The 17317-nt window shown below is 43.9% G+C and carries 11 protein-coding genes; 4 read left to right on the top strand and 7 right to left on the bottom strand.

All coding sequences use genetic code 11. From position 1 onward, the window contains the following. The 4 genes from HY064_04680 to HY064_04695 all read right to left on the bottom strand — a co-directional run. Positions 1-2340, bottom strand: a 2340-nt coding sequence (locus HY064_04680) for a hypothetical protein (protein MBI3509936.1), incomplete at its 3' end; no start/stop codon positions are given. Between the two features lie 134 nt (positions 2341-2474). Then, entirely contained in the window at positions 2475-3776 is a 1302-nt protein-coding gene (locus HY064_04685; GenBank protein MBI3509937.1) for a GNAT family N-acetyltransferase, read from the bottom strand. A gap of 45 nt (positions 3777-3821) precedes the next feature. Then, positions 3822-4790, bottom strand: a complete 969-nt coding sequence (pfkA, locus tag HY064_04690; protein MBI3509938.1) for a 6-phosphofructokinase — start codon at positions 4788-4790, stop codon at positions 3822-3824. Between the two features lie 107 nt (positions 4791-4897). After that, the gene (locus HY064_04695; GenBank protein MBI3509939.1) at positions 4898-5137 is read right to left on the bottom strand and encodes a helix-turn-helix transcriptional regulator; all 240 of its coding nucleotides are present in this window, start codon (positions 5135-5137) and stop codon (positions 4898-4900) included. Positions 5138-5498: 361 nt separating this feature from the next. Between HY064_04695 and HY064_04700 the strand changes: the two genes are divergently transcribed. Further along, positions 5499-9137 (top strand): PKD domain-containing protein, encoded by a 3639-nt coding sequence (locus HY064_04700; protein ID MBI3509940.1) that lies wholly within the window; start codon positions 5499-5501, stop codon positions 9135-9137. Between the two features lie 65 nt (positions 9138-9202). After that, positions 9203-10171 (top strand): T9SS type A sorting domain-containing protein, encoded by a 969-nt coding sequence (locus tag HY064_04705; protein MBI3509941.1) that lies wholly within the window; start codon positions 9203-9205, stop codon positions 10169-10171. A 90-nt stretch (positions 10172-10261) separates the two neighbouring features. On the opposite strand, the gene HY064_04710 is transcribed toward HY064_04705, so the two are convergent. From HY064_04710 to HY064_04720, 3 genes are read right to left on the bottom strand one after another with little or no spacing between them, the layout of a single operon-like run. After that, positions 10262-11437, bottom strand: a complete 1176-nt coding sequence (locus HY064_04710; GenBank protein ID MBI3509942.1) for a class I SAM-dependent RNA methyltransferase — start codon at positions 11435-11437, stop codon at positions 10262-10264. A gap of 6 nt (positions 11438-11443) precedes the next feature. After that, the gene (locus tag HY064_04715) at positions 11444-12187 is read right to left on the bottom strand and encodes a ZIP family metal transporter (GenBank protein ID MBI3509943.1); all 744 of its coding nucleotides are present in this window, start codon (positions 12185-12187) and stop codon (positions 11444-11446) included. After that, positions 12184-12984 carry a class I SAM-dependent methyltransferase gene (locus HY064_04720; GenBank protein ID MBI3509944.1) on the bottom strand — a complete coding sequence of 267 codons (801 nt, stop codon included), beginning with the start codon at positions 12982-12984 and terminating at the stop codon, positions 12184-12186. Before HY064_04720 ends, HY064_04715 begins: the two co-directional genes overlap by 4 nt. Before the next feature lie 34 nt (positions 12985-13018). Between HY064_04720 and HY064_04725 the strand changes: the two genes are divergently transcribed. Together HY064_04725 and HY064_04730 are read left to right on the top strand one after the other, a co-directional pair. After that, complete coding sequence (locus HY064_04725; GenBank protein ID MBI3509945.1) at positions 13019-16366, top strand: SpoIIE family protein phosphatase; 3348 nt, start codon at positions 13019-13021, stop codon at positions 16364-16366. Between the two features lie 126 nt (positions 16367-16492). Continuing rightward, the gene (locus HY064_04730; GenBank protein ID MBI3509946.1) at positions 16493-17314 is read left to right on the top strand and encodes a hypothetical protein; all 822 of its coding nucleotides are present in this window, start codon (positions 16493-16495) and stop codon (positions 17312-17314) included. The last annotated feature ends 3 nt before the right edge of the window (positions 17315-17317 follow it).

Raw genomic sequence — 17317 nt, forward strand, 5'->3', positions numbered from 1 at the left:
CGAACAAATAGTAGGACTCGCTGCAGTTGCAGTTACTGTCGGAGATGGATTTACTGTTACAGTTACCTGCGCTGTTGATGTACATCCTGCAGCACTCGTTCCGGTAACGGTGTAAGTAGTAGTTGAAGCCGGTGTTACTGTTACTGTTGTTCCGCTAAGTGCACCCGGATTCCAGGTGTACGTTGATGCACCAGAACCTGTGAGCGTTGTTGAACTTCCGGAACAAATAGTAGGACTTGCTGCAGTTGCTGTAACTGTTGGTGTTGGATTTACTGTTATAGTTATTGTTGCAGTATTGGTACAGCCGGCTCCTAAAGTTCCGGTGACTGTATAAGTTGTAGTTGAGCCGGGAGTAACAATTACACTTGTACCCGATAAACTTCCCGGCATCCATGTATAGGTAGTTGCACCTGCTGCAGTAAGTGTTGTTGAAGTGCCGGAACAGATCGTAGAACTCGATGCGCTCACAGTTACGTTCGGAGCAGCAGCCACAGTTACAGTCACCGGAACTCTGAACCAACCCGGACATGTTCCAACCCAATACGTTGTTGTTGATCCTAAAACAGGAGTGGTATAAGTAGATCCGGTTCCAAGCGGCGCACCTCCAACAGAATTTGCATACCAGTCGATAACATATCCTGCAGGTGGAGTACCGGTAATTGTTGCTGTAAGAGTTGTTGAAGTTCCTGTACAAATAGTAATGTTTGAAACTGAAATATTAAAATTAGTTATAGATGCATTGTTGGTACCTGGACAACCTTTAGTTGCACCATTCGGTGTGAATTCTGTAAGTGAAGCTGAATTTGTAGTTCCGTTATTTCCTCCATTGGAATTTCTTGTTGGTGCACCGGATGAAACAGCAATGTATCCGCCGCCGCCGCCGCCGCCAGGGCCTTCCGCCTGTGCTGTAGAGCCAGGAAAATTGATGATCTGGTTTCCACCATTTCCGCCATTGGTATTTATGGTAAGCGTATTTGCTACACCGCCAACCGCGTTAAGAATTATTGTTCCTCCTGCTCCACCGCCACCCGCTCCATCAATTCCTGTAACAAATCCACTTCCGGTTGATGAATTGCCTCCTGCAAGTCCATTTGATTGTGCCGTTCCGCTTCCACTGATAGTTCCATAAACCATAAGATAACACAATCCACCGCCATCACTTCCATTTCCACCACCAGCATCATTCTGATCTCCTGCTCCACCTCCACCTCCAAGAAAAATTCTTCCACCGGTATAATCAAGTGGCCTTCCTCCTAAACCTGTTGCCTGGTGATTTCTACTATCGCCACCCCATGCAATATTTCCTGGCGGTGTGACCGTTGCATCCTGGTTTGAACTTGAAAAAGAATATCCTCCTCTTCCACCACCGGCAGAATTTACAGAAGTGCGAAGTGACATTGTATTAATTGGTGGTTCAAGATTCCATGCCGTGGTCCATCCTACTCCGCTGAGATCAGGAATTCCATTTCCGCTCCAGTAGGCAGTTCCACTTGTAGAATTCGGTGCATTGGCTCCTCCGCCTCCGCCCGCATTATGCGCACATGCTCCACCACCTCCATTCGCCGGCGCACCGCGACCATATCTTCCACCGAAAACTGTGTATTCAGATCCGTAACCTGCAACACCTTCTCCCTTTGCCGCCCCAAGCGTACTATCAGTAGTAGAACATGTATTTGATCCATTTGCAGCAGCATTATCACTTCCAAGATTTCCACCGCGAAAACCTTTTCCATCGAGATTTATTGATCCTCCTGCATTGATTGTAACATTTCCCTGCACTTCCACAGCGAGCACACCACCTATTGTTCCATTCCAGTCATCTGCGGTAAGTGTTCCGCCGGCATTAATAGTAAGAGTAGTATATCTCGGAACACGGATCACCATTGGCTTTCTTGCTGTTCCTCCATTCGGAATATATTGATTGGAAGTTCCGCAATCAATAACAATAGTGGTTGCATTAGGAACGGAAACTACCTGCCGCAATTCGTACAATCCGGTGGCATAATAATCCACTGCCGGATTCACAATTTTTCCCCACGTCGTATCTGCCCCTCCGGATAATTGTGAATTGTCTTTGATGATCGTACCCTGCACCTGGTAAAGCATAATGAGGTCACCGGGTTGCAGTGGCAATGCGAAACGTCCATTTGCATTGAGGGCGCTGTTCGCAACTGTAATGGAAGTGCTGCCAGCAGGAATGAGCGCTGTAATGGCAGTATATTCATTCACCACGGTATTAGCCGCGGCTACTGTTTTGGGCCCGTGTATTCCCTGCTGCGAAAAAAGTGCAACAGAAAAGAATGCCGATAATACAAGCAGGATTGATCGCGATCGCAACATTGGTTATTTTGTTTGGTGTGCCAGCAACGGGGAGACTGGTGTTGCTGGCTTGTGAGCGGACACTAAAATACTGTAATTCGTTCAAAAATCATAATGAAAATAGGGGCAATAAAAAAATCTTCTGTCGAATGCGATCAGTCTTTGAAGGGATTTCTCGGCGTCCATTCCGAGGGTTGGAGATAATCGATGAACGGACGGATGACCTGGTTGGAAAGTCCGTTGCGGTGGCGAATGTAACAGACAAGATCATGTGCTTTTGCGCCGACGGTGGTTTTCATTTCCGAGGCTGTTCTTCCTAAAAATAATTCGGGGGAATGTGAAGTGATGGATTCATTCACAAAATCATAAAGGATCCGTTGATAAAGATGAAGTTCGTGATTGAGTGAATAATCGATACCAATAAAATGTGCTTCAATATGATCGGGCGTGTGAAAGGAAGAACGGAACGCGATCCATTTCCCTTTAAACCGGTAACCATAAAAACTGAACTGCAATGGAAAATCTTTTTTCATCTGTGGAAAATAATTTTCGGTGAGCGCAGCAAGGCGGAATTTAGCACGCTCATGCAGGTTGAAATACAAGCGATGGAATTCAGTTTTATTTTTTTCGATTTCCGTCGCACTCAGTTCCACCACTTCTATCGCTGAAGAATCTTTCATCACATCTTTTGCACGCTTCCTGTATTTTTTCGAGAACGCATTCATGTAATCCCCGAACGAATTCCATTCCCGGTTTATATCGACGATCATTTCCGGCTCTACCAGGAAACGGTGATAGCGTTTGCTTACAAGATGATCTGAAATGATTTTTTCATCGCGCGAAAAATAATCCTTTACAAGAATGGAAGAGATCTTCGCCGGGTAACGGTCGTTCTTCGTGATGATCTTCACCGTTTCTGCCAGCGCGAAGTAAACTTTTTCTGCATCGGCGCCGCTTTTCATTGCCACGCCATATTCTCCGCTGATGAAATTATTTCCATTGATAAGAATGCGGAAACCTTTTTCTTCCTTCGTTCTTCTCAGCCATTCTCCCCAATGTTTGGTTATACGCGGCGCTTTTATTTCCCCGTTGAGCGGCTGCAGGATATGAGCGATCTCTTCCACATCAAGATGAATGACCTGGAAATAAAAAACAGCAATGGCCTTTTTATTTTCGCGGATCATCACATAATAAAATGAAAGACTGGCCGGAGCGGTTCGTTCAAACGTGGAAAGAAATCCGTACGACATGAAAAAATTATTCCCGCCAACAATCGAATTCCATTCTTCGGGATCAAGATCTTCCACAGAAGAAAACAACTGCGCTTCATTGTCATCCTTCAGGACGAAAGATCCTGCTGCGTTCCGCTTTATCGTAGCGCCGGAAATTTTCATAGGAATTTTCTGCAGAACGAGGTGCGACAAAACAGCGAGCCGGAATGCAGGACAGAGAAACATATACCGAGTAGTCGCCGCATCATTCCGATTATTTTAAAACAAATGTTATTTCGCGAGGATACCTATCATCTTCATCAGGTCGGCATCCGGTTCCTGCAGGTGTTTCACCGCTTCTGCGAATGGAGTGAAAACAATTTTCCGGTTCACGATCCCTGTCATTACATTATTTTTTCCGCGAAGCAGCGCTTCTACCGATGCATAGCCCATTCGGCTCGCGTTCACGCGGTCCATGCACGTGGGCGATCCCCCGCGCTGCACGTGCCCAAGTATGGTTACGCGCACATCCATCTGCGGGAATTCTTTTCTCACCACTTTTTCCATTTCGAAAGCGCCACCCGCTTCATCTCCTTCCGCAACAATGATGATCTTCGAACTTTTATCCTGCCTGCTTTTCCGCAAACGATCCATTACAAGTCCGGTATCATTTTTCGTTTCAGGAATAAGAATTCCTTCTGCACCCGCGCCGATCCCACTGTACAGGGCAATGAGTCCCGCATCGCGGCCCATCACTTCCACAATGAAAAGACGATTGTGAGATTCAGCGGTGTCACGAATTTTATCGACTGCTTCAATGACGGTGTTGATCGCCGTGTCGAAACCAATCGTGTAATCCGTTCCCAAAAGATCGTTATCAATTGTTCCCGGACAACCGACAAATGGAATTTTACAAATAGAAGATAATGCAAGTGCGCCCCGAAAAGTTCCATCGCCGCCAATGACCACCACACCTTCTATTCCGTGTTTCTCCAATTGAATTTTTGCAAGTTGCCTTCCCTCCCCGGTCATGAATCTTTTGCTTCTCGCCGTTTTCAAAATGGTTCCTCCGCGCTGAATGATGTTCGCAACCGAACGTGTATTCATCTGAATAAAATCTCCGTCTATCATTCCTTCGAAACCAAAACGGATCCCGAAAACATTCAGACCTTCCGCAACCGCTGTGCGCACCACCGCACGCGTGCACGCATTCATTCCGGGCGCATCACCGCCTGATGTGAGAACTGCTATTGTTTTCATTTAGGTACGAATTATGAATCGATTCGAATATACGAATAGGAAAGCGATAAAAAAGTTGCTGAAAAAAAAATTGAAAACACGGAAGCTGTAATTGGAAGAGGAAATATTTATTCCACCTTTTTCTCTGTGAATTCAACGAGTTTGGAAAATGTAACTCCAAGCGTTTTGGCAATTTGATTCAAGCGCGCAACACCCACACTGATCTTTCCTTTCTCAATTCTGTTGATGTTTGTACGATGCATTTCGCATTCAAAAGCCAATTGATCCTGTGAAATACCCTGCTCTTCCCTAAACTTGCGGATTTGTTTACCGAGATTTTTTAGAAATTTCTTGTCTGCTGGCTTCACAAACATGAAATTCAGTTTCTCTAATAAACAGATGTAGCATATTTGCTACTATAAAAATTTTAATATCTTAGCCGAAGAGTGAAATCATCAGAATGTCCCCCGTTCGGGTGATTTTGTCCATTTGAATAAAATGAAGACTCGGCAAAAGGGAAAAGACCCTTGACCGATTGCCGGGTTCTCTAAATAATTTATTAAGAGCGCATTTCATGAATACCGGGTCGCTGCAAGATTTAACGAATAATATTTCTACTCCACCTAATGGTGTAACCTTTTTATTTACGCTACGCAAAAAAACCTCGTTCATAATATAAAACTCAATGAATTAATTTCTGAATGCTCTCCAACTCTAAAAAAAACTCAAATGAAAAATAAATTTTTCCTTCTGTTAATTGCTGCTATTTTCCCGATAATCGGAAATGCGCAACCTGCCTCCTGTGTTTTAGGAATTTCAAATTCCGCATCCGCATGTCTCAACGCACCCGTGACATTCACGAATGGAACTGCACCAATCACGTGCTTTCCATGCTACATCTGGAATTTTCCCGGAGGCACTCCTTCCTCTTTCATTGGCACAAATCCTCCTCCGGTAACTTATAGCTCTCCCGGAACTTATACCGTTATTCTTTACGGCGCGAATGCCGGCTGCGTAATTACGGATTCTGCCAATGATGTTACTACATCAACTATAGTGATTGAAGATACGTTGCAACCGGTTTTATCGATAACACCAAATCCTGCCTGCCCCAATGTGACCCTCACATTTCTCAACAACACAGTTGGTGATAATAATGTGATTGGCGCGGGTATCACTTCCACAACCTGGGATTTTGGTGACAACACCACCATTAGTCACGCAGGATATCAACCGGCATTCTTTCATTCCTATTCTTCACCAGGAATTTATTTCGTCACCCTATGTGTTACAAATTCATGCGGTACTGAATGTGTAACTCAACAAGTGAAAATAGACAGCGCTTCAGCCCATTTTACGTGGGATGCGAATTGCCGCGTTCATTTTTATGCTGATACAACCTGCGCACAATCGATTACTTCTTATTCCTGGAATTTTGGCGACCCACAATCTGGCCCGAACAATACCTCTTCATCTGCAGATCCGTATCACACCTTCACGCTCAATAACCATACCTACATTGTTTCGCTTACAATTACAACCAGTTACAATACCACGACTACTTATTCTGCAACAGTAATTCAACCCGGCCCGCCTGATGCTACAATTTCCGGATTTCAAACCAACAATTGCGGAAGCGGTTTTATCACTTACAATTCTCCCTGCCAGAATGGAATTGTTTATACGTGGACAGCAACAGGAGGAACGCCTGTCTTGAGTACTGGCTGCACAACGAATATTGACTGGACAAATCCTGCAGGAGGAATGCTTGTGCTTTCCGCTTTTGATTCGCTCACTGATTGCACGGGACATGACACAATTATTATTCCTCCTTGTTGCGATACGGCATCTTCTTTCGCGTTGATTTCCATTACAAACCGTACCGCTTCTTCCGTTCTGGCCGATCCGGTATTTGCATCTTATTTAAATGGATCTGCTCTTACCAGTTCGGGAGAGATCATTGTAAATGGCGTTTTTACTATTGATGTTCCCTTCTCTTTTTTACTTTGCCCGCTAATTGAAATGGGGCCAAATGCCGTAATAAATATTTTGCCGGGACAAACATTGACAATTGATAACAGCCAAACCAACATCAAGTGCGGGTATATGTGGGATGGAATTTATATTAATGGAACACTGGCAACGCTAAACGTGGTGAACAATTCTGTTCTTGCACAGGCGCGAAATGCAGTTGTTTCTATTGGCGGAGGAAAATATTTCATTGAGAAATCTTCGCTGAAAAATAACTACAAGGATATTATTGTTCAATCTTTCGGAGGTTATCATCCCGGTGTAGTGCGCAATACAACATTCACCATGCAGGGAACTTTTCTTCCGGCTATTCCTGCTTTGCCCTTCGGCCAGGACAAAACTGTGTGCGGCATTGAAATTAACGATAACGCAAATATTATTATTGGCGACGCCTCATCTTCTACTTATCAGAATAATTTTAATAATATTCTTGTTGGCGTGCGTTCCAGGAGTTCCGCTACCGTCGTTCAGAACTGTAAATTTTCTAATTTAACTGCAACTACATTGGAGGTATTGAACGTTCCCAATGCGGGAACCGGTGTTGTTGCAACAGGAAGCAAAGCCACGTACTATCAACCCTCGATCCTTGTTGGAGGGGCAACGAACATTCAGCGTTGTGTTTTTTCCAATATGAGAATTGGTGTTGACGCGGGCAACGATCTTAATGTAAGTGTGCTTAACAATACGATAAGCAACATTAGAATTTACGGCGTAACCGTTCATCAGAATCCTCAGAGGGGAATCGCAATTGAGCGCAACACGATTTCCAACGCATCGGTGACTTACGGTTTCAATACTGCGATTCTCGTTCTTGAAACGCAGGATGCGTTTGTAAACATAGACCGGAATCTTATTTTGCAAAGCAATCTACTTGCGCAACAAAACGGAACCGGAATCCGTGTGGCGCTGGTCTCACCCGGCAATGTGCAGTTAAATATTACAAACAATAATTCCATTAACCGTGTGAGAACAGGAATATGGCTGCAGAATCTTGTGGGCAAGGATATGGTTTTTGTAAAATCAAACACCATCAACTTCAGCAAACCAAACGCTTCTTATACCACGGTGCATTACGGAATTCGACTCGAAGGTTGTGCAACTATTCGCTGCGACACAAACCTTGTTCAAAAGAGTGGCGCGAATCCGAATTTAGCTATGCTCCAGAATTTGCGTGGCATCAGTATTGAAAACAGTCCGGTAACAATTGCCACTGATAATATTTTCCGAAGAATGGGAAGTGGAATTTTTGGATGGGAAATTTCTTCTGCGAGTACGCTCGCGTGCAATACTCTGGATCATTGCTACAATGGAGTTTTCTTTACAGGAAGCGCATCGACAAGTTTTGCATGTGATATTGGTGATCAGATTGTTGATCCACTTCATGTGCCTTCTGCGACAGGAAATACTTGGATGGGCACAGTTTCCACTGGTGACGATGTTGCAGGTGCTGTATCTCCGGGAATTTTTTGGAGATACAACACTTCCACATCTCCCGGAATTAGCGCAGGTGGAGTTACTCCTCAATTAGTTTCCTACAATGCCTGCAATACATTCTTTGCTCCTTTAGCACAGGTACAGCGCGATCAGCAAGTGGGTGCGGCATTGAGATCAGCGGCACAGACAAATACAAGTTCGGAAACGCATTACCAGTTGCATCGCTACGCATACAGGAAGCTTTCTCAAACTCCGTCTTGGTTGTATTTAAATACAACTGACGATTCCATCTATCAGAATTTTTACAACAGCTATAACCCGACGAACATCGGTACGTTCCGGCAAATTGAAATTGCTGCTGATACCGGGAATTATCAATTCGTAAGTAGTGCAAGTAATTTTTTGATGAGTTCAAACCCGATTGAAGATAACTTGAAAACTGTTTATGGAATTTATTCTGCAACATGGATGCATGGAATCTATTCATTTTCATCAGCAGATTCTGCTACACTTTTGAATATCGCTTTGCAAGATCCCGTTGCAGGAGGAACAGCCGTGTACAGTGCAAGAGTAATGCTTGATCTGCCTGTTGATTATTATGGACTAAGTACACAGCGGACTGCAAATGCAGATCAGCAAAATCCTGTTCTGAGCGATGATCTGAAAATCTATCCGAACCCGACCAACGAAATCGTTAATCTGGAGTATGGAATAGATGACGGACAGAATGCACAGGTGGAGATTTTTGACCTTACAGGTAATCTACTCCTCAGCAAGCAACTTGCGCCGCAGCAGGAAGTATATATGATCTCAACAGCGGAATTGGAATCGGGGGTTTATATGATCCGACTTGTTGTCAATGGGGAGTCAACAAAGTGTAAACGGCTTATCATTGTGAAATAACTTAACTTTGAGAAAGACGTATAAATAAACAAGTTTCGGCATTTTTCCAGAACATGCTTTTCAAAATGAGAAACGTATTTTTTTTGTCCTTGTTCTCTATGTTTCCGATGATAGCAGGGGGGCAGATTAATCTTGTACCCAATCCAAGCCTTGAGGACACTTTTCGCTGCCCTTCAGATAGCAATGTAATAAAAACAAAAAAATGGTTTAATCCGACCAATTATGGCACCCCTGATTTTTTTTATGTTGCAAATCAAGGAAATTCTATTTGTCTTGACCAAGCTCCAGCTCATTGGGGGGGGGGGGGCTATAACAACGCTTGGGGAAATCAAACTCCTCATTCAGGTTTAGCTTATGCAGGTATGGCTGTTTCCCAAGGGTCTGAACTTATGGAATCACCTTTAAGCGATAGCATGATAGCAGGTAAAAAATACGCTGTAAGTTTTTACGTGTCGGTTGGAGATTTATGGGGAAGCGGACTTGATCTTATTGGTGTTTCATTTCTTCCCGATAGCACCGTTGATTATACTGGTGCGGGTACACTTCCGGCAACTTTAACAAATGATGCAGGAAATCAGTCTGGAAATATTATTACCGATACTTTAGGATGGTCGTTGGTTGCGGACACATTTGTAGCAAATGGCGGAGAAAAGTATTTCATTTTGGGAAACATAGACGTTGCAAACACTCAATATTACAATTCACCCAATCCAACGGCAGTTTATTTTTATTTTGATGACTTTGATATTCACTGTGTCGATTGTAGTACATCGGTTCCAGTTATTCCAGACTATCCTGAAATTTCTCTCACTCCGAATCCGTCGAACGGAGAATTTATTCTGAAAGGAAATTTTCCATTAGGAAGTAAAATCGAATTTTATAATTTGTTAGGCCAGCGGCTTTCTGAAATTGAAATTGCAGAGGGAAATCAATCGTTACCAATTTCATTGCAACTTGCGCAGGGAGTTTATTTTTATGAAATAACTACAGGAGAGAAAAAGATGAAGAGTGGCAAAATAGTTATCGCTAAATAAAAATTTTATTTTCCAGGTTACCATTGAAAAATAATTGCAGTTGTATTATAACATAACCTTACCATTGAAACTTTTTCATTTTTTCGTTTTTTATTCTTCCTTTCTCAACTTATGCACCTTCTTCGTTCCGGCATACATTTCATATTTCATAAGTTTACATTCGAGCGGGCCATTGAACAACGCGATCTTTCTCGACGGGCGGAGTCCGATCACTTTAAGCGCTTCCATATTTGACGTGATGAGCCATGCTTCGTAACCGGAATATTTTTTCTTGAACGTATCGCCGATCTGTTTGTAAAAAACATCGGAATCGTCTTTGTCCATTCGTTCTCCATAAGGTGGATTCATAATAAGAACACCTCTTCCTTCCGGCGGATCCCATTCGAAAAAATCGGCATTGAATGTTTTCACAATATCCTCCACTTTTGCGAGATGAATATTCTCACGCGCCTTCCGTAATGTAGTTCTTGAAATTTCTATCCCGATGATATCCTGGATTTCACTCGATATCCTGTCGATCGCACTGTCCGTAATTTTTTCCCACAACACGCTATCAAAGTCATTCCATTTTTCAAAACCGAATTGTTTTCTGAAATATCCCGGCGGAATATTATTCGCAAACAGCGCCGCTTCAATAGGAATAGTTCCTGATCCGCACATGGGATCGATGAGACGCGAACGTTTATCCCAACCGGTGAGCTGAATGATGCCTGCAGCAAGAACTTCATTCATGGGCGCGCGTCCCGTGTCCCCGCGATACCCGCGCTTGTGCAGGGAATACCCCGAACTGTCGAGCGAAACATTCACTTCTTCTTTCGACACATGAATATTTATTCTCAGCGTTGGAAATTCTGTATCGACAGAAGGGCGTTTCCCGAATTTATCGCGGAACTGATCGACGATCGCATCTTTTGTTTTCTGCGAAATGAAAAAAGAATGATTGAAAATTTCCGTGTTGAGTGTTGTGTCCACCGCAAGCGTATCATCGGCAGTAAGCCATTGCGTCCAGTCGATCGCTTTTATTCCGTCGTAAAAATCTTTTTCATTCAGCGCAGTGAAAGCGGCAACCGGCCGGAGAATGCGAAGCGCCGTACGCAGCAGGTAATTCGCTTTGTACATCGTTCCTTTATCGCCCACAAAACTCACGGCGCGTTTATGCGCTTGAATTTCCCGCGCACCGATGTGCAATAATTCTTTGCTGAGAATTTCTTCAAGTCCCTGCATGGTCTTTGCTACCATTCTGAATTCGCCGGAAGTTTCACTCATATTATTTTATCTTATTACCAGCCACGCCACTGCAACTCCAATGAGAATGGTGAGAAATTTCAGGAAATTGAAACGATGATTTTCTGTCGACTCAAAAAGAATGGTCGTGGAAATGTGAAGAAAAATTCCAACGACAACAGCTGTGATGATCGTGAAATACGGCGTCATTTCTCCCTGCAGTTGTGTGCCTATAAAATGACTTACGGTCATTCCGAAAGGCGTCATCAGCGAAAATATTCCGAGAAAAAAGTACGAAGTGGTTTTCGAGTGCCCGAGATGCATCAGTAATCCCATGAATGCAATGGCGATCGGAATATTGTGCAGCACAATTCCCGTGAGAAATGGTGTGAATATTTTTGATCCCGGCGTTTCTGCACCGAGCGGCATTCCTTCGAGAAAAGCATGCAAACACAAACCAATAATAATTCCGAATGGTATGCGCGCCTGAGCATGTTCGTGCGTGTGCCCGTCATCCGCATGCACATGTCCGTGCTCGATGCCTTCGGAAAAATATTCGAGCAGCAACTGGATGAGAAAACCGGCGAGGATCCACATACCGATACTTTTCATTTGCGAAGCGTACAATTCCGGGATCAAATGCAGCATACTTATCGCGAAAAGAAATGCGCCGCTGAATGCGAGCAGCAATCGCATGGCGTTGCGCGGGACTTTCATCACCAGCAAAACCGATCCGCTCAGCGTTACGGATAGAAAAGCAATAATTCCGCTTGTCAATAATGTGGTGTTCATTTTTTTACTGCAACAATAATTAAACGATCAGATGAAACTTCGTCGAAAGGGCCGAGCGTATAATTTCCGAATAATCTGTCAATGGAAAAGCGGGGCTCCATCATTTTCCGGAGATCATTCAGCGAAAATAACTTTACCATTTCATGAAAGTAATGCACTTTGCCATGCTCCGAGATCACTATTTCCTTGACCACCCTGTTTCCCTCTATCTTTTTTTTCCAGGTGATGTGGGCATCATTCTCCGTAAGCACGCCGGAACAATTCTGTTTGAGTTCAGCTTTCACTTTCAGCGCGTTGAAAAAATCAAGAACAAAAATTCCTTCTGCGGCGAGTGATCTGTACACCGCATCCACAACACGCCGGTTGTCGTTGTCATTCTCAAAATAGCCGAAACTTGTGAAAAGATTCATCACGCAATTAAAATAATCTTTGCGGAAAGTTTCGCGCATATCGTGTTTAAAAAAATGCAATTCTTTATTTTCCAATTTTTTTGCTTCAGAAATATTTTCACCGGAAAGATCTACGCCGGTTACATCATAACCAAGCCGGTTGAGCACTGATGCGTGCCTTCCTTTTCCGCAGGCAAGATCAAGGATTTTTGCATGTGGAGCCGGCTGAATTGTCCTGCATAATTCACCGATGAATTTCTCCGCTTCCTCCGCATCGCGGTGCTTGTAAAGCAGGTGATACCAGTGGCTGTCGAACCAGTTTTCGTACCAGTTGTTTTTTTCAGGCGAATTCACAGCGCGAATGTACGTAAGAGTCGGGAGTACCTCGTGGCAGGGAAGGCCGGCCATAGAAGCAGGAACTTTCTAACTTTATCTCCGCTTTATGATTCGATTTTTTCCGAAAAAATTTTTCCGTTTACTGATCACGGCATTTATTTATATGCAGTGCGGGATTTTTCTTGGCGCCCAGGATTACAAATTTTCCCATCTTACGCTCGAGAACGGACTTTCTCAATCGGTAGTGAACTGCATTCTCCAGGACTCTCGCGGGTTCATGTGGTTCGGCACGCAGGAAGGATTGAACCGTTACGACGGTTATAATTTTCTTGTTTACAAACGCGATCCCGACAATAAAAATTCGCTTTCGAATAATTTCATCTATTCCATTTGCGAATCTTCGAACGGGGTCATCTGGATCGGCACGAATGGCGGCGGGCTCGATGCATTCGATCCTTACACGGAAAAATTCACGCATTATGTGAATGACCCGAAGAATCAGAATTCACTGAGCAATGATATTGTTCACGTAATTCACGAAACGAAAGACGGAAAAATATGGGCCGGAACCGAGAATGGACTGAATGCTTTTGATCCTTCCACAAAAAAATTCACACGCTACTTTTCCAATTTTTCCGGTGAAGGAACCATCAGCTCCGATAAAATTTATGACCTCGCCGAAGATGAAAAAGGAAATCTCTGGATCGGTACTTACGGGAAAAATATTTCCATGTTCGATGCTTCTTCGAATAGATTTTACAATTATGATCTTTCTGATGATGCACTCGGAAAACTTTATTCGGGACACATTCTTCTTGATGACAAAAGAAAACAGCAATGCCGCCAGGTGCGAAGCATGCTCATGTATGATAAAAAACACATGTGGATAGGCACGAATGGCGGCGGCGTACAGATCTTCAATACAGAAACACATTCTTACGAAAAAGCACTGATCCCTGATGGAACGCCGTTTACCATCTCCACGCTCCGCGTTCTTTCGATGGCCGGTGATGGCAATGGAAATATCTGGCTTGGAGCTTATGATAGTGGTGTTGACGTGTTCAATAAAAGCGATGGAACTTTTCAGCATTACACACCGAATGAAAATGATTTTTTTGCAGTAAAATCTTCCACCATCAAATGTGTTTTTGAAGATCGCGACGGAAATATGTGGCTCGGCACAAGCGGCGAAGGGTTGAATGTTTATTTCCGTTCCACTTCGCAGATAGGCCATATCCGGAAATCAGAACGGCCCGGTGTCGGGAACAACACGCTCATGAGCAATAAAATTCAATGTGTGATGGAAGATTTCAGCGGATTGTTGTGGATCGGAACGAGCGAAGGCGGACTCACTACTCTCGACCGTGCGACGAATACTTACACGCAGCATCCTGAACTTTCTACTGCAACGAACAACAGTATTCTTTCATTGCTGCAGGCAAGCGACAGTACGATCTGGGTGGGAACTTATGGAGAAGGGCTCAATCATTATTTTCCGCGAACAAATAAGATCGTCTCTTATTCGCCGAAAAACCGGTTGCAGGAAGGATCCATTCTTTGCATCGCAGAAGAACCGGGAACCGGCGCGATATGGTTCGGAACTTTCGGTGCGGGAATTTATCGTCTCGATCCGAAAACAGATTCATTGCAGGAATTCACAGCAGAACATGATTCGCTGAGTGTCGATTATATTTTCGGTTTGTATTTCGATAAGCGCGGAGATCTATGGGTAGGCACGCGCGCAGGTGGTGTGATGGTGCGCCCGCGCGGAACAAATAAATTCATAAGCTACCAGCACGATGATAACGACCGGTCTTCCATTTCAAATAATATCGTTTACAATATTGCGGAAGATAATTCGGGCCACTTGTGGATGAGTACTGCGAATGGAATTGACGAATTCGATCCGGCCACAAAAAAATTCCGGACCTGGTATGAACGCGATGGTTTGCCGAGTGATAATATTTATGCAGTGGTCATTGATCCGAATGGAAATCTGTGGCTCAGCCACAATAAAGGCATCACTCGTTTTTCCCCTTCTAAAACCGGTGATGAAATGTTCCGCAATTTCGGCCCTGCTGCAGGAGTGCAGACCGCGGAATTCAATCAGGGCGCTTATTTTCAGAATAAGAAAGGAGAAATATTTTTTGGCGGACAGGGCGGATTGAATATCATTGATATCCGTACGGCTGATTCGAAATCTCCTCCGCCTCCCGTTTTTATTATTTCATACAAACGTTTCGGAAAAGAGATCCGTCTCGATACGGTGATCACCGATACTAAACTGATCAGCGTAGGATGGCGCGATAATAATTTTCAATTCGAACTTTCAGCTCTCGATTATGTGGATCCCACAAAAAATCTTTACCGGTATCGTCTTGAAGGAGCCGATGAAGAATGGTCGCCTGCCACTACAAATCGTTATGTGAGCTACACGAATCTTCCCGGGGGTGATTATGCGTTGTATGTGCGTGCGGCCGATAGCAATGGAAATTGGAGCAATGAAAAATTATTAGTGCGCATTCATGTAGAACCTCCTTTCTGGAAAACTAATTGGTTTTACACTTTATGCGTTTTAGTTATCATCACTGGATTTTTCGGATTTGTACGTTACCGGACAGCCGCTATCAAAAAAGAGAACAGGATACTCGAAACAAAAGTGGCGGAGCGCACGCAGGAACTTGCACAGAAAAATGCAGACATCACTGCAAGTATTCAATACGCAAGAAGAATCCAGTCGGCCATGTTGCCCGATCTTAATCTTATCTACTCGCATTTCCCGGAAAGTTTTGTAGTGTATAAACCAAAAGATATTGTGAGCGGAGATTTTTACTGGTTCGGTGAGCGAAAAGGAAAATGTGTTATGGCTGTTGCCGATTGCACCGGTCACGGAGTTCCGGGTGCGCTCATGAGTATGATAGGCCACGATCTGCTTAACCAGATCGTTCTTGAAAAAGGAATCGATGATCCGGGAACAATTCTCGACCGGCTGAATGAAGGCGTAAGGGCAGCATTGAAACAAGACCAGCATGACCAGGATACGGCAGACGGAATGGACATTGCTGTTTGCGTTATCGACAGATCGAAACATGAAGTGAATTTTGCCGGTGCGCTTAGGCCGCTTATTGTTATACGCAACGGATTGCTCAGTAAAATTGACAGTGACCGTTTTCCTATTGGGGGAACGCACGACACGCGTGATAAAAAATTCACCACGCATCGTTTTAAATTTGACAAAGGAGATACGATCTATATGTTCTCCGATGGATTCGCAGATCAGTTCGGGGGCGAACGCGGAAAAAAATTCATGATGAAACGGCTCCTTGAAAAACTGGTGGAAGTACATGTGTTGCCTATGACCGAACAAGCGTCGCTGATTGAAAATACTTTTGACAAATGGAAAGAAGGATTTCAGCAGGTGGATGATGTTCTCATTGCAGGAATCCGCATCTGACGACCTCGTTTCGGCGCGTAAGATTGATCAAAACCTTTTCATAAAATAAGCGTAAAACGCTTAGCTTTGCATTAAACCTTCTGACAACCGGCATTGTCTTAAGTTCAACTCACAAAACCCGTTCACATGAAACGATTTTTCACACCAGTACTTGTCGTATCAACTGTACTCGCAGTTGGAACAACGCTCTTCATCAACGGATGTAAAAAAACTCCGGTTGATACCGAAACCACTTCTGCAACTGACAATAACATTTGCGAAGGAGAATTCATGCGCATGCTCCCTGCTGTGAATAAAATAACTATAGATGAACCTGGCATGCACCGCGTGATACAGGGCGCTTACGCTCAATCTTCCTGCCCTACTGTAACCGTGGATACCAACAATGGAGCATGGCCGCGCTACATGACCATTGATTACGGAACGGGTTGTACAGATACGGTTGACGGAAAGATCCGCAAAGGAAAAATAAGAATGACCTTGTCTGATCCGTGGGATTACGTAGGAGCTATTGCTACTATGTCGCTCGATACTTTCTTTGTTGGTGCAATACAATATCAGGGAACTATCACGCTTACACGTACAGGTGTCAACTCCTGGCACAAAGTTGTTACCAATGGAAAATGCACGAAAGGAACCGACTGGACCATTCTTTTTGATTGCGATAGGAATATTACGTTCAGCTCGGGATCAACTGTTTCCACCGATCCGCAGATCATTACCATCACAGGATCTAATCACGGAACAGACCGCAATGGAAAAACATGGACTTCCACAATTACAAGTCCCATTGTGCGTGACCTGAGTTGTAGCTGGATCACCAAGGGAACTTTCGAATTGACTCCCGACGGAAAATCAACGCGAACAGTTGATTTCGGAAACGGCACCTGCGACAATAAAGGCACGATAAGCATAGACGGAAATACATTTGAATTCACTATGAACTGATCA

The sequence above is a fragment of the Bacteroidota bacterium genome (assembly GCA_016194975.1).
Lineage (GTDB): Bacteria > Bacteroidota > Bacteroidia > Palsa-965 > Palsa-965.